The 24,201-nt window shown below is 71.0% G+C and carries 24 protein-coding genes; 12 read left to right on the forward strand and 12 right to left on the reverse strand.

Annotation, left to right across the window (positions count from 1 at the left end):
* Positions 1-15: 15 nt before the first annotated feature.
* The 3 genes from KBY47_RS09990 (at position 16) to KBY47_RS10000 (ending at position 5,028) form a co-directional block, all read left to right on the forward strand.
* Positions 16-1,233 carry an LCP family protein gene (locus KBY47_RS09990; protein ID WP_247694498.1) on the forward strand — a complete coding sequence of 406 codons (1,218 nt, stop codon included), beginning with the start codon at positions 16-18 and terminating at the stop codon, positions 1,231-1,233.
* 200 nt (positions 1,234-1,433) lie between these two features.
* Positions 1,434-3,206, forward strand: a complete 1,773-nt coding sequence (locus KBY47_RS09995; RefSeq protein WP_210920655.1) for an LCP family protein — start codon at positions 1,434-1,436, stop codon at positions 3,204-3,206.
* Positions 3,207-3,432: 226 nt separating this feature from the next.
* Entirely contained in the window at positions 3,433-5,028 is a 1,596-nt protein-coding gene (locus KBY47_RS10000; RefSeq protein WP_210920656.1) for an LCP family protein, read from the forward strand.
* A gap of 6 nt (positions 5,029-5,034) precedes the next feature.
* On the opposite strand, the gene KBY47_RS10005 is transcribed toward KBY47_RS10000, so the two are convergent.
* On the reverse strand, positions 5,035-6,078 hold the full coding sequence (locus tag KBY47_RS10005) for a glycosyltransferase family 2 protein (RefSeq protein ID WP_210920657.1): 1,044 nt from the start codon (positions 6,076-6,078) through the stop codon (positions 5,035-5,037).
* A 173-nt stretch (positions 6,079-6,251) separates the two neighbouring features.
* Between KBY47_RS10005 and KBY47_RS10010 the strand changes: the two genes are divergently transcribed.
* Complete coding sequence (locus tag KBY47_RS10010; RefSeq protein ID WP_210920658.1) at positions 6,252-7,727, forward strand: LCP family protein; 1,476 nt, start codon at positions 6,252-6,254, stop codon at positions 7,725-7,727.
* Positions 7,728-7,748: 21 nt separating this feature from the next.
* Here KBY47_RS10010 and KBY47_RS10015 read toward each other — a convergent pair whose 3' ends face one another.
* Positions 7,749-8,333, reverse strand: coding sequence for an acyl-CoA thioesterase (locus KBY47_RS10015; RefSeq protein WP_374103062.1), 585 nt, complete (start codon positions 8,331-8,333; stop codon positions 7,749-7,751).
* Between the two features lie 118 nt (positions 8,334-8,451).
* Here KBY47_RS10015 and KBY47_RS10020 point away from each other — a divergent pair, with 118 nt between their 5' ends.
* Both KBY47_RS10020 and KBY47_RS10025 read left to right on the forward strand, forming a co-directional pair.
* The gene (locus KBY47_RS10020; protein ID WP_210920660.1) at positions 8,452-9,732 is read left to right on the forward strand and encodes an LCP family protein; all 1,281 of its coding nucleotides are present in this window, start codon (positions 8,452-8,454) and stop codon (positions 9,730-9,732) included.
* Positions 9,725-10,354, forward strand: coding sequence for an HAD-IA family hydrolase (locus KBY47_RS10025; protein WP_210920661.1), 630 nt, complete (start codon positions 9,725-9,727; stop codon positions 10,352-10,354). The genes KBY47_RS10020 and KBY47_RS10025 overlap by 8 nt, the downstream gene beginning before the upstream one ends.
* Positions 10,355-10,364: 10 nt before the next feature.
* Here KBY47_RS10025 and KBY47_RS10030 read toward each other — a convergent pair whose 3' ends face one another.
* Entirely contained in the window at positions 10,365-10,979 is a 615-nt protein-coding gene (locus KBY47_RS10030) for a hypothetical protein (RefSeq protein ID WP_210920662.1), read from the reverse strand.
* Positions 10,976-11,398, reverse strand: a complete 423-nt coding sequence (locus tag KBY47_RS10035) for an ATP-binding protein (RefSeq protein WP_210920663.1) — start codon at positions 11,396-11,398, stop codon at positions 10,976-10,978. The genes KBY47_RS10030 and KBY47_RS10035 overlap by 4 nt, the downstream gene beginning before the upstream one ends.
* Positions 11,399-11,553: 155 nt before the next feature.
* On the opposite strand from KBY47_RS10035, the gene KBY47_RS10040 reads away from it, so the two are divergent.
* Both KBY47_RS10040 and KBY47_RS10045 read left to right on the forward strand, forming a co-directional pair.
* Entirely contained in the window at positions 11,554-12,405 is an 852-nt protein-coding gene (locus tag KBY47_RS10040; protein ID WP_210920664.1) for a helix-turn-helix transcriptional regulator, read from the forward strand.
* 10 nt (positions 12,406-12,415) lie between these two features.
* Complete coding sequence (locus tag KBY47_RS10045) at positions 12,416-12,604, forward strand: DUF397 domain-containing protein (RefSeq protein ID WP_210920665.1); 189 nt, start codon at positions 12,416-12,418, stop codon at positions 12,602-12,604.
* A 271-nt stretch (positions 12,605-12,875) separates the two neighbouring features.
* Here the strand turns inward: KBY47_RS10045 and KBY47_RS10050 are convergent, their stop codons facing one another.
* On the reverse strand, positions 12,876-14,033 hold the full coding sequence (locus tag KBY47_RS10050; RefSeq protein ID WP_282108393.1) for an acyl-CoA dehydrogenase: 1,158 nt from the start codon (positions 14,031-14,033) through the stop codon (positions 12,876-12,878).
* Between the two features lie 218 nt (positions 14,034-14,251).
* Between KBY47_RS10050 and KBY47_RS10055 the strand changes: the two genes are divergently transcribed.
* A complete protein-coding gene (locus tag KBY47_RS10055; protein WP_210920666.1) occupies positions 14,252-15,595 on the forward strand; it encodes a UDP-glucose/GDP-mannose dehydrogenase family protein in 1,344 nt (447 codons plus the stop codon).
* 82 nt (positions 15,596-15,677) lie between these two features.
* Here the strand turns inward: KBY47_RS10055 and KBY47_RS10060 are convergent, their stop codons facing one another.
* Positions 15,678-16,184 carry a CGNR zinc finger domain-containing protein gene (locus tag KBY47_RS10060; RefSeq protein WP_210920667.1) on the reverse strand — a complete coding sequence of 169 codons (507 nt, stop codon included), beginning with the start codon at positions 16,182-16,184 and terminating at the stop codon, positions 15,678-15,680.
* Positions 16,185-16,290: 106 nt separating this feature from the next.
* Between KBY47_RS10060 and KBY47_RS10065 the strand changes: the two genes are divergently transcribed.
* Both KBY47_RS10065 and KBY47_RS10070 read left to right on the forward strand, forming a co-directional pair.
* Positions 16,291-16,659, forward strand: a complete 369-nt coding sequence (locus KBY47_RS10065; RefSeq protein WP_210920668.1) for a VOC family protein — start codon at positions 16,291-16,293, stop codon at positions 16,657-16,659.
* 35 nt (positions 16,660-16,694) lie between these two features.
* Complete coding sequence (locus KBY47_RS10070) at positions 16,695-17,099, forward strand: VOC family protein (RefSeq protein ID WP_210920669.1); 405 nt, start codon at positions 16,695-16,697, stop codon at positions 17,097-17,099.
* A gap of 13 nt (positions 17,100-17,112) precedes the next feature.
* Here KBY47_RS10070 and KBY47_RS10075 read toward each other — a convergent pair whose 3' ends face one another.
* The 4 genes from KBY47_RS10075 to KBY47_RS10090 all read right to left on the reverse strand — a co-directional run bounded on the left by KBY47_RS10075 (position 17,113) and on the right by KBY47_RS10090 (position 21,247).
* Complete coding sequence (locus KBY47_RS10075; protein WP_210920670.1) at positions 17,113-18,243, reverse strand: dipeptidase; 1,131 nt, start codon at positions 18,241-18,243, stop codon at positions 17,113-17,115.
* A gap of 123 nt (positions 18,244-18,366) precedes the next feature.
* Positions 18,367-19,545, reverse strand: a complete 1,179-nt coding sequence (locus tag KBY47_RS10080) for a dipeptidase (RefSeq protein ID WP_210920671.1) — start codon at positions 19,543-19,545, stop codon at positions 18,367-18,369.
* Positions 19,546-19,550: 5 nt separating this feature from the next.
* Complete coding sequence (gene purE / locus KBY47_RS10085; RefSeq protein WP_210920672.1) at positions 19,551-20,090, reverse strand: 5-(carboxyamino)imidazole ribonucleotide mutase; 540 nt, start codon at positions 20,088-20,090, stop codon at positions 19,551-19,553.
* Positions 20,087-21,247, reverse strand: coding sequence for a 5-(carboxyamino)imidazole ribonucleotide synthase (locus tag KBY47_RS10090; RefSeq protein WP_210920673.1), 1,161 nt, complete (start codon positions 21,245-21,247; stop codon positions 20,087-20,089). The genes purE and KBY47_RS10090 overlap by 4 nt, the downstream gene beginning before the upstream one ends.
* A 128-nt stretch (positions 21,248-21,375) precedes the next feature.
* Here KBY47_RS10090 and KBY47_RS10095 point away from each other — a divergent pair, with 128 nt between their 5' ends.
* Positions 21,376-21,918, forward strand: coding sequence for a GtrA family protein (locus KBY47_RS10095; RefSeq protein ID WP_210920674.1), 543 nt, complete (start codon positions 21,376-21,378; stop codon positions 21,916-21,918).
* Positions 21,919-22,080: 162 nt separating this feature from the next.
* On the opposite strand, the gene KBY47_RS10100 is transcribed toward KBY47_RS10095, so the two are convergent.
* Both KBY47_RS10100 and KBY47_RS10105 read right to left on the reverse strand, forming a co-directional pair.
* Positions 22,081-23,352 carry an ATP-binding protein gene (locus tag KBY47_RS10100; protein WP_210920675.1) on the reverse strand — a complete coding sequence of 424 codons (1,272 nt, stop codon included), beginning with the start codon at positions 23,350-23,352 and terminating at the stop codon, positions 22,081-22,083.
* 18 nt (positions 23,353-23,370) lie between these two features.
* Positions 23,371-24,048: a response regulator transcription factor gene (locus KBY47_RS10105; protein WP_210920676.1), complete on the reverse strand. Its 678-nt coding sequence runs from the start codon at positions 24,046-24,048 to the stop codon at positions 23,371-23,373.
* Between the last annotated feature and the right edge of the window lie 153 nt (positions 24,049-24,201).

A 24,201-nucleotide genomic window follows, 5' to 3' on the forward strand; every position in this document is an offset into this window, starting at 1 on the left:
GGTGGAGGGGGGCAGTTGGGGCCGGGGGTGGGTGCGTCGGCCGTCGGAGGGCGGGGGGTGCGGCGGCACTGGGGGCGGTGGGTGGGGGGTTGTGCGGCGCTGGTGATGGTCGCCGTTGGCGGGGTGGGGTGGACGGTCTACCAGAAGCTGGACGGGAACATCACGCCCGACGAGGCCGCCGCGGCGGAGCTGGCGCGGTTCGAGAAGGAACGGCCGACGTCCCTCGTGAAGGACGCGCAGAACATCCTGCTGATCGGGTCGGACTCGCGGGCCGGTCCCGGCAACGCCCGCTACGGACGGGACCCGGGGACCGAGCGGTCCGACACCACGATCCTGCTGCACCTGTCGGGCGGGCGGCGCAGCGCGACCGCGGTCTCCTTCCCCCGGGACCTGATGGTGGACGTGCCGGGCTGCCGGAAGCGGGACGGCTCCCGCAGCGAGCCGATGTTCGCGATGCTCAACTACGCGTTCCAGATCGGCGGTTCGGCCTGCACGATCCGGACCGTGGAGAAACTCACCGATATCCGCGTCGACCACCACATGGTCGTCGACTTCCAGGGGTTCAAACGGATGGTCGACGCCGTGGGCGGGGTGGAGGTCTGCGTCGCGGAACCCATCAACGACAAGCAGGCGAAGCTGCGGCTGCCCGCGGGGCGGGTGAAACTCAACGGTGAGCAGGCACTGGGGTACGTGCGCGTCCGCAAGACCCTCGGCAACGGCAGCGACACCGGCCGCATGGACCGCCAGCAGCAGTTCCTCGGGGCACTGGTCAGCAAGGTGCGCAGCAGTGACGTACTGATGAATCCGGTGAAGCTCTATCCGCTGCTGGATGCCGCGACGTCGTCGCTCACCACGGATCCGGGGCTGGCCAGTCTGCGTGGTTTGTACGAACTCGTACGTGGCGTGCGCGACATTCCCACGGAACGCGTGCAGTTCCTGACGGTGCCGCGGGAGTCGTACGTCAATGACACCAACCGCGACCAGCTCGTCGAACCGGAGGCGGAGCGGCTGTTCGCGCGGTTGCGCCGGGACGCTCCGGTGGTCGTCGCGCAGGACATTCCGCGGAATTCCCCCGAAAGCGGCTTCTCGCACGGAGATTCGGGTCGACCGTCGTACGATGTCGGGCGGTACGAAGGAAGCAACTGGTACGACGGCAGGCTCTACCCCCGAGGCGACGTTTCCCCCGCGCCCACCTTTCGCGGGAATACGGCGGCAGAGGACGCCTGCAAGTAAAACGCTCGCCAAGGACTCGCCAAGGCGACGAACGCCAGTCCAATGAATTGGGCGATTTTGCCCGGTTGTAGGGACGTGGAATTTGTCACCGCCGTCGCTCGACGCTGAGCTGGGCGGATAGTGTGAGCGACCTTGTACGAGACCCGAGCGCCTTTGAGGGGGAAGGCGCCGCGTGGCCCCGACGGAGGATTCAGACAACCGTGGACGCGCAAGGCCGTGGGCGGGCGGACGACATCGATCCCGCCGACCAGTGGGTGCTCAATCCGAACACCGGCGAATACGAACTGCGACTGTCTCCTTCCGCACCGCAGTCACCGGTGCCCAGGCCCCGCAGGGCGGCCTCCCCGGGCAGCGGCGGGACCGCCACCGTGCCGAGCGGTCGCAGGGCTGCGCCCGGCCGCTCGCCCGCCGCGCCGGACCGGGACGAGCCGGGCCGCGACGTCCCGGGACCGCGCAGACGCCGCGACGCCCCCGAGGAACCGCCCCGCCGCCGTTCCCGACGCCCGGCGAAGAAGTCGAAGTCCAAGGCGAAGAAGGCCGTCATGTGGACGGGCGGCACCATGGCGTTCGTGCTGGTCGCCGTCGGTACCGCCGGATACCTGTACCTCAAGCACCTGGAGGGCAACGTCTCCACGACGGACGTCGGTGACGTGGCCGCCAACGGCTTCAGCAAGGACGAGGCCTTCAACATCCTGCTGATCGGCACCGACAAGCGCACCGGTGCGGGCAACGAGGGCTACGGCGACGCGGGCAGCGTCGGGCACGCGGACACCACGCTGCTGCTGCACGTGGCCGAGGACCGGTCGAACGCGACCGTGCTGAGCATCCCGCGCGACATGATCGTGGACATCCCGGACTGCGAGACCAAGCTCTCCGACGGCAGCACTACGGTCATCCCCGGGACCACCGGGCAACGCTTCAACACCAGCCTGGGCCAGAACGACCGGGACGCCGGCTGCACCATGCGCACGGTGGAGGCGGTCACGGGCATCGAGGTCGACCACTTCATGATGGCCGACTTCAACGCCGTGAAGACACTGACCACCGCGGTGGGCGGCGTCGACGTCTGCGTCGAGAAGGCGGTCGACGACCCGGACTCCAAGCTCAAGCTGCCCGCGGGCGAGTCGACCGTCGAGGGCGAACAGGCGCTCGCCTTCGTCCGCACCCGGCACGCCTGGGGCAACCAGGGCGACCTGGACCGCATCAAGGTGCAGCAGCAGTTCCTGGCGTCCCTGATGCGCAAGATGTCCTCGAGCGACACCCTGACCAGCCCCGCCAAGCTGCTCAAACTGGCGGAGGCGGCCACCAACGCGCTGACCGTGGACACCGCCATCGGCAAGGTCGGCACGCTCAAGGACGTCGCGCTGGAGCTGAAGAAGGTGCCGCCGAAGAACATCTCCTTCGCCACGGTCCCGGTCGTCGACAACCCCGCAGAAACGGTCAAGGCGACGGTCGTCCTCGACGAGACCGCGGCCCCCCCGGTCTTCGAAGCCATCAAGAACGACGTCTCCTTCACCGAGGTCGAGCAGAAGAAGAAGGCGCAGAAGAAGAAGGAGAAGGCCGCCGTCGCCGCGCGGCTGGAGGGGGCGAAGGCCGACGCGTCCGAGGTGCGGGTCAGGATCCTCAACGGGGGCGCGCCCTCGGGGTCCGCGCAGGAGACGCTCAACTGGCTCCAGCTGGAAGAGGGCGTGACGAAGTCCGAGAACGCGGGCAACGCGGACGAGGAGCTGAGCAAGACCACGCTGGAGTACGCGCCGGACCAGGCCGACCAGGCCCGTCGGCTCGCCGCCATCATGGGGCTGTCCGGCTCGGCGATGAAGCCGGGCGAGAGCGTCCTGAACGCGCAGGGCCTGCCGACGATGACGCTGACGCTGGGCGAGGACTTCAAGGGCGCGGGCGTGTCGCTCACCGCACCGACGAAGGCACCGGACGTGGACAAGTCGACGGCCGACAAGGTCCAGTGCGCAAGCTGACGTTCATTCGGTGAACGTCAGCGGTCGCTTGTGAACAGGGGGTTCGTCCGAGTCTGACTCTCGGTGACCGGACGACCGCAAATTGGGGGGTAACCCAACGGGTCCGTCGTGCGTCTGACTTGACGCGGGACGGACCCGTGTCGGGTACAGGGCGGGGAGGGGCGGCCAGTTGGCGCGCAGCAGTGTGCGGGAGGATGTGGCCTCGGCGCCTTCGGCGGAGGACACCATGCCTCTCGCGACGAAGGACGCGGAGCGCACCGGTGACGAAGAGGCACCGGGTTCCGGCCGCCACGGCGGCGGCGGGGGCGGCGGACCGCGCCGTACCGGCGCGGGGTCGCGGGGGCGGCGGGTACTGCGCTGGACGGCGATGGCGCTCTCGGTGGTGGTACTGGGCACGGCGGGCGCCGGATACCTCTACTACCAGCACCTGAACGACAACATCAAGAAGGACGACCTCAACCTCGGGGACAGCAAGGTCGCCGCGCCGACGCCGAACGCCGCCGGGCAGACGCCGCTGAACATCCTGCTCATCGGCTCCGACGCGCGCGACAGCAAGGCGAACCAGAAGCTCGGCGGCGCCCGGGAGACGTTCGGGGCGCCCCCGCTCGCGGACGTCCAGATGCTGCTGCACCTGTCCGCGGACCGGTCCAACATGTCCGTCGTCAGCATGCCGCGCGACACCCTCGTACAGATACCGAAGTGCACCGACCCCGACGACGGCGAGGTGTACCCCGCCAGCGACGGCCGGACCATGACCAACGAGAGTCTCGGTCACGGCGGGCCCGGCTGCACGGTCGCGACCTGGCAGGAGCTGACCGGCATCCACATCGACCACTTCATCATGGTCGACTTCGCCGGTGTGGTGTCGATGGCGGACGCGGTCGGCGGGGTGCCGGTGTGCGTGGACGCCAACATCCACTCCCGCGACAGCAAGGGGCACGGCTCCGGGCTGAAGCTGGAGAAGGGCACGCACCCGGTCAAGGGCGAGCAGGCCCTCCAGTGGCTGCGGACGCGGTACGGCTTCGAGGACGGCAGCGACCTCGCCCGCGCCAAGGCCCAGCACATGTACATGACGTCGATGGTCCGCGAGCTGCGCGAGAACGCCACCCTGAGCAGCCCCAACAAGCTGCGCAAGCTCGCCGAGCAGGCCACCAAGGCGCTCACCGTCGACCCGGGCCTGGACACCGTCAAGAAGCTCTACGACCTCAGCAACGAGCTGCGGAAGGTGGAGCCGGAGCGGATCACCATGACGACGATGCCGAACCGGCTGGTCGGCAACCGGGTGGAGCCCACCGAGGACGCCGAGCAGCTGTTCCGGCTGGTGCGTGAGGACATCTCGCTGGACGGCAAGGACGCCCCGAAGAAGACCGGGGACGCCGACGACAAGGAGTCCGACGACCCGGCCGCCCCGGACGCGGAGATCGCCGTACAGGTGCAGAACGGCACCAGCACCGAGGCGCTGGGCGCCGCCAACGGGCGGGCCAGTACCGTGGCCGGTCAGCTGGCGGAGCTGGGCTTCACGGGCGCCGTGGCCGACCCGTCCACGATCCTGAGCGAGGACCGGACCGTCGTCCGCTACCCGAGCGCGGACCTGGAGGGCGACGCCCAGGCGGTGGCCAAGTCACTGGGGATTCCGCTGGGTTCGGTGAAGAAGTCGACACAGGTGTCCGGGGTGACGCTGGTCGTCGGCGCCGACTGGCGCGAGGACACCGCCTACGAGGCGCCCGAGCAGGACAACACCACCCCGGACAGCGCGGACGTCCTCAACGGTGCCGACGACGAGGCGTGCATGCACGTGGACCCGAACTTCAGCTGGTCCTGACCGGCGTCAGCTCAGCTCCGCGGTGTCCGTGCTGCGCACCGCGGGGCGGCGGCTCGCGATCACCTTCCTGGCCAGCGACCTGGGGCTGGTCAGGAAGCCCCAGCCCCACGACATGTGCATGGTGGCCAGGGCGACGGGGATCTGGAGGCGGGCCTTCAGCGGCAGCCCCTTGCCCGCGGGGACGGAACCGGCGGCGATCGCCGCGAGGTAGCCGCCGGGAACCAGCAGGCCCCACGGGGTGAGCAGGGCGCCGACGACAAGGCCCGCCGCTATCGCGCACACCGCGGTGGGCGGGGCGAGATAGCGCAGGTTGATGGAGCCGGAGTGGTAACGGGCGACGACGTGCCGCCAGCGGCCGTAGTCCTTGTACTGCTTGGCCAGCGCCCGCACGCTGGGCCGGGGCCGGTACGACACCCTCAGCTCGGGCGAGAACCAGATCAGCCCGCCCGCTTCCCTGATGCGGAAGTTCAGCTCCCAGTCCTGGGCGCGGATGAACTCCTCGTTGTAGCCGCCCTGCTGTTCCAGGGCCGCGCGGCGGAAGACACCGAGGTAGACCGTCTCTGCCGGGCCCGCCTGACCGCCGGTGTGGAAGGCCGCGTTGCCGACGCCGATCTTCGAGGTCATCGCCGCGGCGACGGCGTGCTCCCAGTCGTTCTCGCCCTCGGCGTGCATGATGCCGCCGACGTTCTGCGCGCCGGTCTCCTCCAGGAGGCGTACGGCGGTGGCGATGTAGTCGGGCGAGAGCATGCCGTGCCCGTCGACGCGGACGACCACCGGGTGCCGGGAGGCCTTGATGGCGGCGTTCAGCGCGGCGGGGGTGCGGCCCGTCGGGTTGGGGACGGTGTGGACGCGCGGGTCCTCCCGGACCAGCTCGGCCGCGATCTCGTCCGTGCGGTCCGTGGAGGGACCGAGGGCGATCACGACCTCCATCTCACCGTCGTACTCCTGGGCGAGGATGGCCCGGACGGCGCCGCGCAGATGCCGCTCCTCGTTGAGGACGGGCATGATGACGGACACGGGCGGAAGCTGCACGTCGGACTTGGCGTTCATAGGGCCCTCACGTTACCGCGTACGGGGGACAGCGATGCGCGCCGCGGGGGCGGTACACCGGGCAGCAGATCGTATGGGCCTACGGTGCTCACGGATCCCCCGCCCCCTTGTGCCCGGGATCTCCACGCACGGCCCGAGCGCCCGGCCCCGGCGCCCGCCCCGGAGGTGTCCCCATGCCCCGCACCACCCCGCCCCGCTCCCCCGCAGCCCGGCCGCCGCGCCGCCCGCGGCAGCGCCAGGGCGGACGTCCGCCCGTACGGCCCAGGCGCCCGCGCTGGGCCATGCGGGCGGTGACGACGCTGTCGGTGCTGGTGCTGGCGTCGGCGGGCATCGGGCACGCGGTGCTGACCGGGCTGGAGTCCGACATCGCCCGTGTGGACGCCTTCCGCGACATGAAGAACCGGCCGCGCGCCGGGCACGGCATGAACGTGCTGCTGGTCGGCACCGACGGCCGCGACAGGATCTCGGAGGCGGAGCGGCGGGCGTACCGGCTCGGCGGTGAGCCCTGCCACTGCACCGACACGATCATGATCGTGCACATCTCGGAGGACCGGGAGCGGGCCAGCGTCGTCAGCCTGCCGCGCGACTCGTACGCCGAACTGCCCGCGCACACCGACGCCACCACCGGCGCCCGGCACCGGCCGCACCCCATCAAGCTGAACGCGGCGTACGCGGAGGGCGGGCCGCAGCTGACCGTGCGGACCGTGGAGCAGATGACCCGGGTGAAGATCGACCACTACCTGGAGGTCGACTTCACCAGCTTCATGAAGACCGTCGACGTCCTCGGCGGGGTGAAGATGTGCACCGCCAAGCCGCTGAAGGACTCCCACAGCGGCCTCGACCTGCCCGCCGGGACGCATGACCTCAACGGCGGCCAGGCCCTCCAGTACGTCCGCGCCCGCTATGTCGACGGCGCCTCCGACCTGGGGCGGATGGAGCGGCAGCAGCGTTTCCTCGCCGCGCTCGTGGACCGGGCGACGTCCTCCGGGGTGCTGCTGAACCCGATGAAGTTCCGGGACGTCACCCGGGCCGTGCTGGGCTCGGTCCGCGCGGACGAGGGCTTCGGCACGGACGAACTGCTGGCGCTGGGCCGGGCGATGCGGAACTTCTCCCCTTCGTCCTCCGAGTTCACCACCGTCCCGATCGGGCAGATGGGGTACGCCGTCGAAGGCGTCGGTTCGACGCTGAAGTGGGACCCCGTCAAGGCGGGGCGGCTCTTCCAGGCCCTGCGCGAGGACCGGCCGCTGTCCGCGGAGCGGCCGAAGAGCACCCCGGTGCCGCGGGTCGAGGTGGCGCCGTCGGAGATCCGCGTCCAGGTGGAGAACGGCACCCCGACCGCCGGACTCGGCAAACGCGTCGACACCGCGCTGGCGGCGGCCGGGTTCCGCACCACCGGCCTGCCCGCGAACGCGGCCGACACCTCCGTGAGCCGTACGGTCGTCGCCTACGACCCCCGCTGGGACCGCTCCGCCAAGTCCCTCGCAGCGGCCCTGCCGGGCAGCGAGCTGCGGGCGGTGCGGGGGCAGGGGGCGACCCTGAAGGTGATCGTCGGCTCGGACTTCCGCCAGGTGCGGAAGGTACGGCCGCAGGAGCGGCCCGCGCAGGGGGAGTCGCCGGTGGTGCGGGGCGACGAGGTGAAGTGCCCGTAGCACTGGCCTCCGTGGGCCGTCTCAGTCCTCGAAGCCCTCGGCCGCCCGCTGGGCGCGCAGCTCCGTGATCGCGCGGCGGCGGGCCAGGCGGTGGGTGCGGCGGATCTGGGCCTCCTGGAAGCGGCGCTTGTCGCGCTCGGTCTCCGGCAGGACCGGCGGCACCCGGCGGGGCTTGCCGTCGGCGTCGACGGCGGCGAAGACCAGGTAGGCGGAGCCGACCTGGGTGGGCGGGGCGGACTCGTTCCAGCGCTCGGCGAGGACGCGTACGCCGACCTCCATGGAGGTCCGGCCGGTCCAGTTGACCTGGGCCTTCACATGGACGAGGTCGCCGACGCGGACGGGTTCGAGGAACGCCATCTCGTCCATGGAGGCGGTGACGGCGGGACCGCCGCTGTGCCGGCCGGCGACGGCCCCGGCGGCGTCGTCGACGAGCTTCATGATCACGCCACCGTGCACGGTGCCCAGCAGGTTGGTGTCGCTGTGGGTCATGATGTGGCTGAGCGTGGTCCGGGAAGCGGAGGTGGGCTTGCCCGGCAGGTCCGCCTCGGCGGGTATATCCGTGATGCCGGGGTTCTCCGGCTCCGGTGCGCTGGCCTGGTCTGTCATGGCCTCCACCTTATGCCGAAGCGACATCCGGGGTTTTTGTGTCAGCTTCGCAACAGCGGCGCTCCTATTTTCCGCCATCCCTTGTAAGGACCACGGCCGCGACCGGCAGACTGGGCGCATGAACGATTGGCCCCAGGGGTGGTCCGACGACAACCGCGGCACCCGGTACGGACGCGGCAGCTCCGGTGCGCAGCCCGAGAGCGCCCGCGTCATGCGCCAGGTGCGGCGCGGACCCTCGGTACCCCCCGGCGGGGGCCAGGCGGCACCGCCGTATCCGGCTGGCGTCCCGCAGCAGCCGTCGTACGTCGACGGACACGGTGAGGCGGGCTACGACAGCGGTTACAACACCGGCCAGGTCTACGGCAGCCCCGGCGGCCGGGGCCCCGGCGGCGGGGGCGGGTACGGCGAACCGCGCCCCGCGCCGAACTGGCGGCGCCGCATCAAGATCACCGCGATCACGGTCGTGACCGTCCTGCTGGTCACCACCATCGGCACCTACTTCTGGGCCGACTCCAAGCTCAACCGCGAGGTCGACCTGTCCAAGGTGATCGACAGACCCGAGGCGGGCGAGGGCACCAACTACCTGATCGTCGGCTCCGACAGCCGCGAGGGCATGTCCGCCGAGGAGAAGAAGGAACTGCACACCGGGTCCGCCGAGGGCAAGCGCACGGACTCGATGATGATCCTGCACACCGGCGACAACGGCTCCACCCTCATCTCCCTGCCCCGCGACTCCGACGTGGAGATCCCCACCTTCGTGGGCTCCGAGTCCGGCAAGACGTACCAGGGCACGGGCCGCCACGTGAAGCTGAACGCCGCCTACGCCGAGGACGGCCCCGAACTGCTGGTCCGCACGGTCGAGTTCAACACCGGCCTGCACATCGACCACTACGTCGAGATCGGCTTCGCGGGCTTCGCGAACATCGTCGACGCGGTCGGCGGCGTCGAGATCGACATCCCGCAGGACATCAAGGACACCAAGTCCGGCGCCGACCTGAAGAAGGGCAAGCAGACCCTGAACGGCGAGGAGGCGCTCGCCTTCGTCCGCACCCGCTACGCGCTCGCCGGGTCCGACCTGGACCGCACCAAGAACCAGCAGAAGTTCCTCTCCGCCCTCGCCAACCAGGTCGCCACGCCGGGCACGGTCCTCAACCCGTTCAAGCTGTACCCGACCATGGGCGCGGGCCTCGACTCCCTCATCGTCGACAAGGAGATGGGCCTGTTCGACCTCGCCTCCATGTTCTGGGGCATGAAGAGCGTCAGCGGCGGCGAGGGCACGTCCATGAACATGCCGATCTCCGGCTCCTCCGGCGGCAACCTCATCTGGGACAAGGCCAAGGTGAAGACGCTGGTGGAGCAGTTGAACAACGACGAGAAGGTCACGGTGACGAGTGACTGACGGAGCGGGGGACGCTCCGTTCGACGCCGTCCTGTGCGACGTCGACAACGTCATCCGCTTCTACGACCCGACGGAACTGCTGGCCCTGGAGCGCGCCGCCGGTCTGGCCGAGGGCACCACGATGAAGATCGCCTTCGCCCCGGAAACGGACCTGCCCCTCCTCCTCGGCCAGGTCACCCAGGACGAGTGGGCCGAGTCGGTGGCGGCGGGCCTCACGGGGCTGGTCCCGGAGGCGCAGGCGAGGCAACTCGCGCAGACCCTGTCCCACCAGCCCTTCCACGCCGACGAGACGGTGGTGGACCTGCTGCGCCGGGCCCGCGCGCACGTCCCCTTGGTCCTCCTCACCAACGCGACCCTCCAACTGGAGGAGGACCTGGCGTCCCTGGGCCTGACCGACCTCGCCGACCACCTGGTGAGCAGCGCCCGGGTGGGCCTCGCCAAGCCCGACCCACGCATCTTCGAACTGGCGGCGGACCGGGCGGGGGCCCGTCTCGACCGGTGCCTGTTCGTGGACGACACGCTGGAGAACGTGGAGGCGGCGACGGGGCTGGGAATGCGGGCGGTGCACTTCCGCTCCGCTGCGGATCTACGGCGGGCCCTTGCCCCGCTCCTGGAAGCCTGAGCGAACCGGGTCAGCGGGCCAGCATCCAGTCCACCGCCACGAGGGCGAGGACACCGAGGGCCCACAGCACCATGGGCGGCCCCAACTCCCGCCGCGTGGCAGCCCGGGTAGGGCGCAGCTCGGGGTAGCGGGCCATGAGGGTGAGCAGGTCGGCGGTGCGCTGCGCGGTCGCGGGCACCCCGGGCAGCCGATGAAGCACCGGCGGCACGAAGGCCCCCGCACGGAGGGTCGGCCCGTCCCCCGTGGCGAACTCCAGCACGCCCTCGTTCCCCGGCTCGACCCCGCGCAACTCATCCCAGCCGATCCGCCGGACACCGAGGAAGCCCCGCACCCACACGCCCGCCGCGTCCGCACCGATGCGCGCCAGGGCGAGCCTGCTGCCCAGCCACGCCCAGACGACCAGCCCCCAGACGAGGAAGAACCAGTCGTCGTACCCCCACCGCGAGGCCTCCGGCTCCACGCCCCACAGCAGGTACCCGACGGTGAGCGCCACCGCGAGACCCCGCATGAACCAGCTGGCCCCCACCGCCAACGGCGCGGGCGCCACAGGCATCACCGGCAACAGCTCCACGAGCCGCTTCTCCCGCGCCAGCAGCACGGCCTCCCGCACCTGTCTGCGCTTCACCCGGCCCCTCCCCCACCGCCCACCTCGAACCACAGCAGTTTCCCCGTACCCTCCCCCATCGCCCAACCTCCCCAACAGTCGGCGTACTCCTGCACGAGCCGCAGCCCGCGCCCACCCTCGGCGTCAACCGGGGCGGGACCACGGAGCAGCGCGGGGATGTGCGGGTGGCTGTCCCAGACCCCGACGCGCAGACGCCCGTCCGCGAGGGCGGTCAGCCGGAGGGAGGCGGGGCCGTCGGTGTGCAGGTAGGCGTTGGTGACCAGCTCGGACGCCAACAGCTCGACGGCGTGCAGGTGTTCACCCTTCCCGTGCCCGGTCAGCGCGGCCCGCACGGTCATCCGTGCGACCCGTGCGGCACGGGGGTCGTGGGGCAGACGGAGGGCGTACGTCCAGGTGTCGGGCGGGGATACGGTGTCCATGAACGGCTCCTAGGGCGGAAGGACTTGGCGTGCTGGACAGCTCGGGTTCACCGTAGAGTCCGTTCACTGAAGGTTTTGCCGAGTTGAGCAAAACCTTCAGCACTTCCCTTCCTGCGAGTGACCGCTACGCCAGGTGTACGAAACGGAGCGAGGGCATGCCCCCCAGGCCCATCCCCACAGCGCGCCGCCTCCGCATCGGCACGGAACTGCGTCGGCTCCGGGAACGCGCGGGCATGACCGCCGCCGAGGCAGCGAGAGTCCTGGGCACGACTCCCGGGCAGCTCAGCAACATCGAGTCCAACCGCTTCGGCATCAGCGCGGACCGCGTCCACGCGCTCGCCCACATCTACGACTGCACGGACCAAGCCCTGGTCGACGCCCTCGCCGCCATGGCCGCCGACCGCACACGCGGCTGGTGGGAGGAGTACCGCGACACCCTGCCGCCCCGACTCCTTGACCTAGCCGAGTTGGAACACCACGCCACGGCACTGCGCGTGACCCAGGTCATCAACATCCCCGGCCTGCTCCAGACGCCGGAACACGCCCGCGCGCTGTTCCGCCAGGCGGTTCCCGCCCTGCGTCCGCATCAGGTCGAGTACCGCATCTCCCACCGCATCAAGCGTCAGGCCATCCTGCACCGCGAGCAGCCGCCGTCGTACACGGCGATCGTCCACGAGGCCGCTCTGCGCATGCAGTTCGGCGGCCGTGAGGTGACCAGGGCGCAGTTGCGCCACCTCGCCGCGATGAGCGAGCACCCGGCCGTCAGCCTCCGCGTCATCCCGTTCGACGGCACCTCGTTCCCCACTACAGGCCACGCCGTCGACTACTTCCACGGCCCGGTACCCACCCTCGACACCGTCGAGGTGGACACGGCACATGGCGGCACACTCGTCGACGCGGCAGGACAACTCGAGAAGTACCGTCTCGTCCTGGACCGTATGGAGGCCGTAGCCCTGAAGCCAGCCGCGTCACGCGACCTCATCCACCGCATCGCCCAGTCCATCTGAGGAACGGCCCATGACGAAACAGACCTGGCAGAAGTCGACCTACAGCGAAGAAGGCTCCGCCTGCGTCGAGATATCCCCGACCCCCACCACCATCCACATCCGCGACTCCAAGCACCCCCACGGCCCTCGCCTCGTGCTTCCACGCGCCGCGTGGTCGGAATTCATCCGGTACACCGGGCAGGAGAGCCCCGAGGGGTGACCGGACCGGACGGTAATTGGCCGCATTGGCTCAGACCCGACCCAGGAAAACCCGGGCCCTCCCTGAGCCAAAGGCGCCAATCAGTACCCCTCTTGGGCGGGGTCACCCCTGCCGACCGTCGCCGCCCAGCTCACGGTGGAGGGGGCTTCCACCGACACCATTCCTGCTTTGTGCGCGGCGCGTACGGCGGCCTGGTTGTAGGTCACCGCGGGGGTCTTGGTGCCGCCCTCGAGCCCCGGCCACGCCGGCCGGGGGTTCCTTCGGCGGCCGGTTACGGCAGGTTGCGGGCCATCACGATGCGCTGGACCTGGTTCGTGCCCTCGTAGATCTGGGTGATCTTGGCGTCGCGCATCATGCGCTCGACCGGGTAGTCGCGGGTGTAGCCGTAGCCGCCGAGGAGCTGGACCGCGTCCGTGGTGACCTCCATGGCGACGTCGGACGCGAAGCACTTGGCGGCGGCGCCGAGGTACGTCAGGTCCGCGTCGCCGCGTTCGGAGGCGGCGGCGGCCTGGTAGGTCAGGGCGCGGGCGGCGGAGATCTTCATGGCCATGTCGGCGAGCATGAACTGGATGCCCTGGAAGTCGGCGATCGGCTTGCCGAACTGCTTGCGTTCCTGGACGTAGCCCTTGGCGTAGTCCAGGGCGCCCTGGGCGATGCCGAGGGCCTGGGCGGCGATGGTGATGCGGGTGTGGTCCAGGGTCTTCATCGCCGTGGCGAAGCCCGTGCCCTCCTCGCCGAGCATGCGGTCGGCCGGGATGCGGACGTTGTCGAGGTAGACCTCGCGGGTCGGGGAGCCCTTGATGCCGAGCTTCTTCTCCGGGGCGCCGAAGGAGACGCCCTCGTCGGACTTCTCGACGACGAAGGCCGAGATGCCCTTCGAGCGCTTCGAGGGGTCCGTCACCGCCATCACCGTGTAGAACTCCGAGACGCCCGCGTTGGTGATCCAGCGCTTCACGCCGTTGAGGACGTAGTGGTCGCCGTCGCGGACCGCCTTCGTCTTCATGCCCGCCGCGTCCGAGCCCGCGTCCGGCTCCGAGAGGCAGTAGGAGAACATGCCGTCGCCCTTGGCGAGCGGGGTCATGTACTTCTTCTTCAGCTCCTCCGAGCCGGAGATGATCACCGGCAGGGAGCCCAGCTTGTTGACCGCCGGGATGAGGGAGGACGACGCGCAGACGCGGGCCACCTCCTCGATCACGATCACCGTGGCGAGCGCGTCGGCGCCCGCGCCGCCGTAGGACTCGGGGACGTGCACGGCGTGCAGGTCGTTCGCCACCAGGGCGTCCAGCGCCTCCTGCGGGAAGCGGGCGTCCTCGTCCACCGCGGCGGCGAACGGCGCGATCTTCGCCTCGGCCAGCGCGCGGACGGCGTCGCGGAGCATGTCGTGCTCCTCGGACGGGCGGTACAGGTCGAAGTCAGCCGATCCGGCCAAGGTCTCTCACGCTCCAGAACGATGCGATGGTGACGCTCACTGTCGTCGCTAACAGCCGTTGCTTACTAGCCTTGCTAACTACCGTTAAGTAACCCAAATTTTAGAGGTCGCCCCGCCTCCGGGGATACGTGAGTTTGGCGACAGCGGGAAATCTTCCCAACAGCCCTCCGGGCTATGCTCGACCAGCGCATCCACGCCGTATTTCCCCAGGAGCACGCATGGCCCTCAAGATCACCGTGATCGGTACCGGCTACCTCGGCGCCACACACGCGGCGGCCATGGCCGAGCTGGGCTTCGAGGTGCTGGGGCTCGACGTCGTGCCGGAGAAGATCAAGATGCTCCAGCGCGGCGAGGTCCCGATGTACGAGCCGGGGCTCGAGGAGCTGCTGCGCAGGCACGTCGCCGGGATCGAGGGGGCCAGCGGGCGGCTGCGGTTCACCACCGACTACGCCGAGGTCGCCGCCTTCGGCGATGTCCACTTCGTCTGTGTGAACACACCGCAGCGGCACGGGGAGTACGCGTGCGACATGTCGTACGTCGAGGCCGCCTTCGCCTCCCTCGCTCCGCACCTGACCGGGCCCGCCCTCGTCGTCGGGAAGTCCACCGTGCCCGTCGGGTCCGCCGACCGGCTCGCCGACTACCTCGCCGAGCACGCGCCCGCCGGGGCCGACGCCGAGCTGGCCTGGAACCCGGAGTTCCTGCGGGAGGGGTTCGCCGTCAAGGACACCCTGCACCCCGACCGGATCGTGGCCGGTGTGCGCAGCGAGCGCGCCGAGAAGCTGCTGCGCGAGGTGTACGCCACGCCGGTCGAGGAGGGCTCGCCGTTCGTCGTCACCGACTTCCCGACCGCCGAGCTGGTGAAGACCTCCGCCAACTCCTTCCTCGCCACCAAGATCTCCTTCATCAACGCCATGGCCGAGGTGTGCGAGGCGGCCGGCGGGGACGTGGCCAAGCTGGCCGAGGCGATCGGGCACGACGACCGGATCGGGAAGAAGTTCCTGCGGGCCGGGATCGGGTTCGGGGGTGGCTGTCTGCCCAAGGACATCCGCGCCTTCATGGCGCGCGCCGGTGAGCTGGGGGCCGACCAGGCGCTGACCTTCCTGCGCGAGATCGACTCGATCAACATGCGCCAGCGCGGGCAGATGGTCGAGCTGGCCCGGCAGGCGCTGGGCGGCGGGCCGTTCCTGGGCAAGCGGGTCGCGGTGCTCGGCGCCACCTTCAAGCCCGACTCCGACGACGTCCGCGACTCCCCCGCGCTGAACGTCGCGGGCCAGATCCACCTCCAGGGCGGCCAGGTCACCGTCTACGACCCCAAGGGCATGGAGAACGCCCGCCGGATCTTCCCCACCCTCGGCTACGCCGACACCGCGCTGGACGCCGTACGCGGCGCCGATGTCGTACTGCACCTGACCGAATGGCGCGAGTTCCGCGAGCTGGACCCGGCCGCGCTCGGTGAGGTCGCCGCGGCCCGCGTCGTCCTGGACGGCCGCAACGCCCTCGACCCGGAGCTGTGGCGGCGGGCGGGATGGACGTACCGGGCTATGGGGCGCCCGACCGCCTAGCCGTAGCGAGCGACACCGGTTCGGCCGAGGCTCAGTCGGCCGAACCGGTGTCTGCACGCATTCTGCACCACATGCCGGGGGCTCACGTCCCCTTCGCCCGGTAACGGCGCATCTTGGCGCGGGCCCCGCACACCGACATGGAGCACCAGCGGCCGCGTCCCGCGGGGCTGCGGTCGTAGTACGCCCAGTGACATTCGGGCAGCTCACAGGCCTTCAGCCGGTCCCAGGTGCCCGCCGTGAGCGCCTCGGCGACGGCGGCGGCGACCCGGGAGAGCAAGGGGCCGCCGTCGGCGGGCACGAGGGTGGCCGAGCCGTCCCGCTGGTCGACCGCGATGTAGAGGGGGGCGGCGGCGAGCAGCTCGCCGAGCGGGGTCACCGGGGCGTGCGGCGGGTGCCCGGCGTGGGCCAGACAGGCCGCGCGCAGCGACTCGCGCAGTCGGCGTACGTCCGTCAGGTCGCGTTCCTCGATCCCGAAGCGGGCGCGGCCCTCGGCGGTGTCCAGCGTGTCGGCACCCGATTCCAGGTCCACCGTGTTCACCAGCGCCTCGACCAGGGCGAGGCCGCCCGGCGCGGGCGCTCTGTCATTCATGGTTGCGACGTTACCGCCAATGCGGGAGCATGCAGTAACCGTTACCGGTTACCCGGCTCTAGAGGTAACCGGTCCCTGAGTATCTGTGAGCTTCGAGGAGGAAGTCATGGCTCTCGCCAAGCTGGACGTCGTCGTCCTGGACTGTCCCGACCCGCGCGCGCTGGCCGGTTTCTACGCCGGGGTGCTGGGCGGTGAGGTGGAGGCGCAGGAGGACCTGTCCTGGGTGGACCTCAAGGTGCCCGGCGGGCCCTCGCTGGCGTTCCAGGCCGCGCCCGGCTTCACCCCGCCGCAGTGGCCGCGCGCCGACCAGGACTCCCAGCAGTTCCACCTGGACCTGACCGTCGACGACCTGGACGCGGCCGAGCGGGGCGTGCTGGAGCTGGGCGCGAAGGTGCTGGACGCCGAGGACCGGTCGCGTTCCTGGCGTGTGTACGCCGATCCGGCAGGGCACCCGTTCTGCCTCTGCGCCAGCTGACCCGGTCGGTCCACAGGAGTTTCCCGGAGGAGTTCATGCCACGCGTCGCCCGCTTCCGTTCCGTCGTCCTCGACTGCCCCGACCCGCGCGCCCTCGCCCGGTTCTACGCGGAGATCGTCGGCGGTGAACCGGAGAGCGACGATCCCGACTGGGTCGTGCTCCAGGTCCCCGGCGGTCCCCGGCTCACCTTCCAGCGGGCGGAGGGGTACACGCCCCCGGAGTGGCCGCGCGCCGACCGCAACTCCCAGCAGTTCCACATCGACCTCGACGCCGGGTCGACCTGGGAGGAGATCGACCTGGCGGAGAAGCGGGTGATCGCGCTGGGCGCCCGGGTGCTGGACGCGGAGGACTTCGAGTCGAAGGACTTCCGGGTGTACGCCGATCCGGCCGGGCATCCGTTCTGCCTGTGCCGGATCGAGCGGAACCCGGGTCCGTCCTAGCCGCACGTTCCGCTCAGCCGTCCAGGTCGGCGATCTGGGCCGTGGACGGCTCGCGGCGGGTCTGGGCGGCGCGGGCCGTGAAGTCGGCGGTGCGCAGGACGCGCTGGAGGTTGCCCCAGGTCAGCAGGGCCAGGTCGGTGTCGGTCCAGCCGCGCCGGAGGAGTTCGGCGACCAGGTACGGGTAGCAGGAGGCGTCGCCCAGCTCCTGCGGGTGGGCGCTGCCGGTGTCGTAGGTGCCGGACAGGCCGACGCACTCCGGGCCCGCGACCGCGCGTACGTGGTCGAGGTGGTCGGCGACGTCCCGGACGGTCGAGCCGGTCTGCGCGGCGGTCAGCGGCACCATGACCAGGCCCTGCGCGGCGCCCAGCTCGGCGAGCAGGTCGTCGGGCAGGTTGGCCGGGTGGGGGCGCAGCGCGCGGGCGGCGGAGCGGGTGCACAGGACGGGGGCCTTGGACACGGCGAGGACCCGGGCGCCGGTCTGGTCGGAGGCGCCGGAGAGGTCGATGAGGACGCCGAGCCGGTTCATCTCCCGGACGACCTCCTCGCCGAACCGGGTCAGCCCCGCCTCGCTCGCCCAGGAGGTGCCGGTGAGGGTGATCACGCGCAGGCCGAGGTCGTGCAGGAGGCGCAGGATGCCGAGGGAGTCGTCGAGGGCGGCGCCCGCGGCGGGGCCCAGCAGGACGGCGGTGCGGCCGCAGGCGCGGGCGTCGAGGACCTCTCCGGCGGTGCGGGCCGGCCGTAGTCCCTCGGGGTGGCCCGCGATGATCGTGCGGACCAGGTCCAGCTGTTCCAGGGTGGTGGCCACGGCCCGGTCCGCCGCGAGGCCCTCGGGCAGGTGGAGGGAGCAGAACAGGGCGCCGACATGGCCTTCCCGCAGCCGTGGTACGTCGGTGTCGACGGCGGACTCGCCCAGTTCGAGGTCGTACCAGGGCAGGTGCCGCAACGCCCAGGGCAGCCCGCTGTAGCCGTCGGCGACGGGGTGTTCGGCGAGCAGGGCGTGGGCGCGTTGGAGGAGGCCGGTGTCCGGGTCCGTGGCGGGGGCGGCGGTTCCGGTGGTTCCCGTCGGGAGAGGGTCGTCCAGGGGCAGCCCGTCGAGGTCGGCGACCTCGGTGGTGGGGTGCAGATCGTCCTGGAGTTCTGCCATGCGGCCCTCCGTGCGTGCGCGGTGATCGCTGTACGGTCACCGTCGCACGCGGTACGGGGGGCTTCGAGGTGGATGGTGCGTTCGGGGTATGGCCCGGCCGGGGGTCGCCCCGTCCCGGTGGCGTCAGCCGTCCAGTTGCTCCAGCGTCGCGTTCGACGGGCCCCGGGTGGCCTTCAGGTCGCGGGCCACCGATTCCGCCGCGTCCAGCACGCGTACCGCGTTCTGCCAGGTCAGCTTGGCCAGGTCCGCCCTGGACCAGCCGCGGTCGAGAAGTTCGGCGATCAGGTTGGGGTAGCCGGAGACGTCGTCGAGGCCGTCGGGCAGGAACGCCGTGCCGTCGTAGTCGCCGCCGACGCCGATGTGGTCGATGCCCGCGACGTCGCGCATGTGGTCGAGGTGGTCGGCGACCGTGGCGACGGTGGCGACCGGGCGCGGGTGCTCCTCCTCGAAGGCGCGGTGCACCTTCATCGCCTCGGCGGTGGTGTCGAGATGGTGGAAGCCGTGCGCGCGCATGTTGTCGTCGGCGGCGGCGGTCCAGTCGACGGCGGCCTGGAGCACGAACTTCGGCACGAAGGTCGCCATGGCGACACCGCCGTTGCCGGGCAGCCGCTCCAGCACGTCGTCGGGGATGTTGCGGGGGTGGTCGCAGACGGCCCGCGCCGAGGAGTGGGAGAAGATCACCGGTGCGACGGAGGTGTCCAGCGCGTCCCGCATCGTCGTCGCGGCGACATGGCTGAGGTCCACGAGCATGCCCTCGCGGTTCATCTCCCGCACCACCGCGCGGCCGAACGCCGACAGGCCCCCGACGACCGGTTCGTCGGTCGCGGAGTCCGCCCAGGCCACGTTGTCGTTGTGGGTGAGGGTGAGGTAGCGCACGCCGAGGGCGTACAGCGCGCGCAGGGTCGCCAGCGAGTTGGCGATGGAGTGGCCGCCCTCCGCGCCCATCAGCGAGGCGATCCGGCCCTCGGCACGCGCGGCCTCGAGGTCGGCGGCGGTGAACGCCGGACGCAGGTGCTGTGGGTAGCGGGCGAGCAGCTGCCGTACGCAGTCGATCTGCTCCAGCGTCGCGGGGACCGGGTCGGGCAGGTCCGAGCGGACGTACACCGACCAGTACTGCGCGCCGACGCCGCCCGCGCGCAGCCGGGGGATGTCGGTGTGCAGGTGGGCGCGCTGGTCGGTGCCGACGTCGCGGGCGTCGAGGTCGTAGCGGACCTGTTCGCGCAGCGCCCAGGGCAGGTCGTTGTGGCCGTCGACGACGGGGAACTCGCGCAGCAGTTCCCTGGCCCGCTCCAGCGCGCTCATGCCCGTCACTTCCCGGCGCCGAAGCCGAAGCCCGCGGCCCCGTCGACCTTGGCGCGCAGCCGCTTGCCCTTCTCGGTGGCCTGGTCGTTGAGGTCCTGCTGGAAGTCGCGCATGCGGGAGAGCAGGTCCTCGTCGTGGGTGGCGAGGACGCGGGCGGCGAGGAGACCGGCGTTGCGGGCCCCGGCGACGGAGACGGTGGCGACGGGCACTCCGGCGGGCATCTGCACGATGGACAGCAGCGAGTCCATGCCGTCGAGGTACTTCAGCGGCACGGGTACGCCGATCACCGGCAGCGGGGTCACAGAGGCGAGCATGCCGGGCAGGTGGGCGGCGCCGCCCGCACCGGCGATGATCACCTTGAGCCCGCGGTCGGCGGCCCGCTCGCCGTAGGCGACCATCTCGCGCGGCATGCGGTGCGCGGAGACGACGTCGACCTCGTAGGCGATCTCGAACTCGTCGAGGGCCTTGGCGGCGGCCTCCATGACGGGCCAGTCGGAGTCCGACCCCATGACGATGCCTACGACGGGGCCTGCGCCGGTGCTCATTCGGTGATCGTCCCTCTCAGGTATCCGGCAGCGTGACGGGCGCGCTCCAGCACGTCGTCGAGGTCGTCGCCGTAGGTGTTGACGTGGCCCACCTTGCGGCCGGGCTTCACGTCCTTGCCGTACATGTGGATCTTCAGCTGGGGGTCGCGGGCCATGCAGTGCAGGTACGCGGAGTACATGTCGGGGTAGTCGCCGCCGAGGACGTTGACCATGACGGTCCACTCGGCGCGCGGGCGGGGGTCGCCCAGCGGCAGGTCGAGGACGGCCCGGACGTGGTTGGCGAACTGGCTGGTGATCGCGCCGTCCTGGGTCCAGTGGCCCGAGTTGTGCGGACGCATCGCCAGTTCGTTGACGAGGACGCGGCCGTCGCGGGTCTGGAACAGTTCGACGGCGAGGTGGCCGACGACGCCGAGTTCCTTGGCGATGCGCAGCGCCATCTCCTCGGCCGCCAGGGCGAGGGACTCGTCGAGGCCGGGGGCGGGCGCGATGACCGTGTCGCAGACCCCGTCGACCTGCTGGGACTCCACGACCGGGTAGGCGACGGCCTGGCCGTGCGGGGAGCGGACGACGTTCGCCGCGAGTTCGCGGACGAAGTCGACCTTCTCCTCGGCGAGCACGGGCACCCCGGCGCGGAACGGGGCCTCGGCCTCCTCGACGGAGCGCACGACCCACACGCCCTTGCCGTCGTAGCCGCCGCGGACGGTCTTGAGGACCACGGGGAAACCGTCGCCCTCGGCACCCTCGGGAAGGCCTTCGGCCGCGAACGCGGCCACGTCCTGCGGGTCGGCCACGATGCGGTGCCGCGGGCAGGGCACGCCGATCGCGTCGAGCTTCGCCCGCATCACGCCCTTGTCCTGGGCGTGGACCAGCGCGTCCGGGCCGGGGCGGACGGGGATGCCGTCCGCTTCGAGGGCCCGCAGGTGCTCGGTCGGGACATGCTCGTGATCGAAGGTGATCACATCGCAGCCGCGTGCGAAGGCGCGCAGCGTGTCCAGGTCGCGATAGTCGCCGACGACGACCTCGTTCACGACCTGTGCCGCGGAATCCTGGGGGGTGTCACTGAGGAGCTTGAACCTGATGCCGAGCGGGATGCCCGCCTCGTGTGTCATACGAGCGAGCTGGCCACCGCCGACCATGCCGACTACCGGGAACGTCACGCCCCCAGGGTATCCGGCGCGCCGCAGTGGCCGGATCGTGGACCTCCGGGCCGTCCACAAGCGATCACTCAGGGGGGATGGTTAGCATGGCCGGGTTGACGATACCGACGGATGGGGGCCGCACGACCATGGGACGTGCCTCCTCGGGGCTCCAGACCAAGCCCCCCAGCGCACTGCGCGTGCGCGTCGAACGGCTGACGCGCGAGGTCGCGAAGTTCGGTGCCGTGGGCGGTGCGGGCCTGCTCGTCAACCTCCTCGTGTTCAACCTGGTGCGCGCCGTGACCGACCTGCCGGTGGTGCGCGCGAGCGTGATCGCGACGGTCGTGGCGATCGTCTCCAACTACCTGGGCTTTCGCTACTTCACCTACCGCGACCGTGACAAGAACGCGCGCACCCGCGAGATGACCCTGTTCCTGCTCTTCAGCGGGGTGGGGCTGCTGATCGAGAACGGTGTGCTGTTCGCGGCGACCTACGGGTTCGGCTGGGACAGCCCGCTCCAGAACAACGTCTTCAAGTTCCTCGGCATCGGCATCGCGACCCTGTTCCGCTTCTGGTCGTACCGGACGTGGGTGTTCCGGGCGCTGCCGGAGCCGGCGCCGGCGCCGGTGCCCCTTCCGGAACAGCCCCTCGCCACCGAGCGGGTCAGCCCGCCGCAGCGCGCCCGGGTGTGAGAACCGCCCGGCGTCTCGCTACCGCCCGGCGTCTCGCTACCGCCCGGCGTCTCGCTACCGCCCGGCGTCTCGCTACCGCCCGGCGTCTCGCTACCGCCCGGCGTCTCGCTACCGCCCGGTGTCTCGCTACCGCCCGGTGTCTCGCTACCGGACGGCGTCTCGCTACCGGACGGTGCGCCGCTCCTCCCCGGCGTCCTTCCTGACCGGCGTACGGGACAGGAACAGCCCGAACACCGGCGGTGTGGCCTGGAGCATCTCCAGGCGTCCCCCGTCCGCCTCCGCGAGGTCCCGGGCGACCGCGAGGCCGATGCCGGTGGAGTTGCGTCCGCTGATCGCCCGCTCGAAGATCCGGGCGCCGAGGTCGGCGGGGACGCCGGGGCCCTCGTCGGTGACCTCGATGACGGCCTGGTTGCCGGTGACGCGGGTGCGCAGGGCGACCGTGCCGCCGCCGTGCATCAGGGAGTTCTCGATCAGTGCCGCCAGCACCTGGGCGACCGCGCCCGGGGTGCCCACGGCGTGCAGATGCCGTTTGCCGGAGCTGACGATGGCGCGGCCCGCGCTGCGGTAGGCGGGGCGCCACTCGGCGAGCTGCTGCTGGATGACCTCGTCGATGTCGAAGGTGACGGCGGAGCCGGTGCGCGGGTCGCGGGAGTTGGTCAGCAGCCGCTGCACGACGTCGGTGAGCCGCTCCACCTGGGCGAGGGCGATGGTCGCCTCCTCCTTCACGGTGTCCGGGTCGTCGGTGAGGGTGATCTCCTCCAGGCGCATGGACAGCGCGGTCAGCGGGGTGCGCAGCTGGTGGGAGGCGTCGGCGGCGAGCCGTCGTTCGGCGGTGAGCATCCGGCCGATGCGCTCGGCGGAGGAGTCCAGGACATCGGCGACGCGGTCCAGCTCGGGGACGCCGTACCGCTTGTGGCGGGGGCGGGGGTCGCCGGAGCCGAGGCGTTCGGCGGTCTCGGCGAGGTCGGTGAGCGGGGAGGCGAGCCGGTTGGCCTGGCGTACGGCGAGCAGGACGGCGGCGATCACGGCGAGCAGCGCCACCGCGCCGATGATCAGCAGGGTGCGGGCGACCTCCCGGGTGACCGCCGAGCGCGGCTCCTGGACGGTGACCGTCTCGCCCTCCTCGCCGGTGCGGGTGGCTTCGATGACATCGCCGTCGGGCCGGTCGCCGACCTCGATGGGGGCGCGGTCGGGGATGCGGATGACGGCGTACTGGTCGGCGCCGAACTGGTCGCCGAGGAGTTCGGGGGTGATCTTCTCGGCGGCGAGGATGCGGCTGTCGACGATGCTGGCCAGCCGTACGGCCTCGGAGTCGACGCGCTCCTGGGCGCTGGCGGTGATGGTGCGGGTCTCCACGATGACGAGGGAGACGCCGAACACGGCGATCACCACGAGCACCACGGCGAGCGTGGACTGGATCAGTCGGCGGCGCATGTCCTCTTACTCACGGGTTCAGCTCTTCTCGAAGCGGAAACCCACTCCGCGCACGGTGGCGATGTAGCGCGGGTTGGCGGCGTCGTCGCCGAGCTTCTTGCGCAGCCAGGAGATGTGCATGTCGAGGGTCTTGGTCGACGACCACCAGGTGGTGTCCCAGACCTCGCGCATCAGCTGGTCGCGGGTGACGACGCGGCCCGCGTCCCGGACGAGGACCCGCAGCAGGTCGAACTCCTTGGCGGTGAGCTGGAGTTCCTCGTCGCCCATCCAGGCGCGGTGCGACTCGACGTCGATGCGGACGCCGTGGGTGGCGGGCGGCTGCTGCGGTTCGGCGGCGCCGCGCCGGAGCAGGGCCCGGACCCGGGCGAGCAGTTCGGCGAGGCGGAACGGCTTGGTGACGTAGTCGTCGGCGCCCGCGTCCAGGCCCACGACGGTGTCCACCTCGTCGGCGCGCGCGGTGAGGATCAGGATGGGCACGGTGTGACCCTCGGCCCGTAGTCGCCGCGCCACTTCCAGGCCGTCCATGCCGGGCAGGCCCAGGTCGAGCACGACCAGGTCGATGCCTCCCTGCATGCCCGCGTCGAGCGCGGCGGGTCCGTCCTCACGTACCTCGACCTCGTAACCCTCCCTGCGCAGTGCGCGGGCCAGCGGCTCCGAGATGGACGCGTCGTCCTCGGCGAGCAGTACACGGGTCATGGGGTGATGGTAGTCCGCCGCCGACAACTGCCGGGGTGTGACCGCCGAGCCGGGATTCTCACCTCCTCCGGAAGGGACTCTTACCTCCGCGTGTTAGTGACACGAACCTGTGTCTATAAGGTGAGAAGCTGGAGTGGGCCTTGGAAAGCGGGT

Origin of the sequence: Streptomyces sp. B93 (assembly GCF_018070565.1) — a bacterium.
Taxonomy (GTDB): Bacteria; Actinomycetota; Actinomycetes; order Streptomycetales; family Streptomycetaceae; genus Streptomyces.

Bases quoted from the DNA above. Each gene is read 5' to 3' on its own strand.
- KBY47_RS10040 (WP_210920664.1), top strand. From the start codon at position 11,554: ATGCCCCCCAGGCCCATCCCCACAGCGCGCCGCCTCCGCATCGGCACG.
- KBY47_RS10035 (WP_210920663.1), bottom strand. From the start codon at position 11,398: ATGGACACCGTATCCCCGCCCGACACCTGGACGTACGCCCTCCGTCTG.
- KBY47_RS10045 (WP_210920665.1), top strand. From the start codon at position 12,416: ATGACGAAACAGACCTGGCAGAAGTCGACCTACAGCGAAGAAGGCTCC.
- KBY47_RS10000 (WP_210920656.1), top strand. From the start codon at position 3,433: ATGCCTCTCGCGACGAAGGACGCGGAGCGCACCGGTGACGAAGAGGCA.
- purE (WP_210920672.1), bottom strand. From the start codon at position 20,090: ATGAGCACCGGCGCAGGCCCCGTCGTAGGCATCGTCATGGGGTCGGAC.
- KBY47_RS10015 (WP_374103062.1), bottom strand. From the start codon at position 8,333: ATGACAGACCAGGCCAGCGCACCGGAGCCGGAGAACCCCGGCATCACG.
- KBY47_RS10005 (WP_210920657.1), bottom strand. From the start codon at position 6,078: ATGAACGCCAAGTCCGACGTGCAGCTTCCGCCCGTGTCCGTCATCATG.
- KBY47_RS10075 (WP_210920670.1), bottom strand. From the start codon at position 18,243: ATGGCAGAACTCCAGGACGATCTGCACCCCACCACCGAGGTCGCCGAC.
- KBY47_RS10020 (WP_210920660.1), top strand. From the start codon at position 8,452: ATGAACGATTGGCCCCAGGGGTGGTCCGACGACAACCGCGGCACCCGG.
- KBY47_RS10070 (WP_210920669.1), top strand. From the start codon at position 16,695: ATGCCACGCGTCGCCCGCTTCCGTTCCGTCGTCCTCGACTGCCCCGAC.
- KBY47_RS10065 (WP_210920668.1), top strand. From the start codon at position 16,291: ATGGCTCTCGCCAAGCTGGACGTCGTCGTCCTGGACTGTCCCGACCCG.
- KBY47_RS10055 (WP_210920666.1), top strand. From the start codon at position 14,252: ATGGCCCTCAAGATCACCGTGATCGGTACCGGCTACCTCGGCGCCACA.
- KBY47_RS10080 (WP_210920671.1), bottom strand. From the start codon at position 19,545: ATGAGCGCGCTGGAGCGGGCCAGGGAACTGCTGCGCGAGTTCCCCGTC.
- KBY47_RS10060 (WP_210920667.1), bottom strand. From the start codon at position 16,184: ATGAATGACAGAGCGCCCGCGCCGGGCGGCCTCGCCCTGGTCGAGGCG.
- KBY47_RS10100 (WP_210920675.1), bottom strand. From the start codon at position 23,352: ATGCGCCGCCGACTGATCCAGTCCACGCTCGCCGTGGTGCTCGTGGTG.
- KBY47_RS10095 (WP_210920674.1), top strand. From the start codon at position 21,376: ATGGGACGTGCCTCCTCGGGGCTCCAGACCAAGCCCCCCAGCGCACTG.
- KBY47_RS10105 (WP_210920676.1), bottom strand. From the start codon at position 24,048: ATGACCCGTGTACTGCTCGCCGAGGACGACGCGTCCATCTCGGAGCCG.
- KBY47_RS10010 (WP_210920658.1), top strand. From the start codon at position 6,252: ATGCCCCGCACCACCCCGCCCCGCTCCCCCGCAGCCCGGCCGCCGCGC.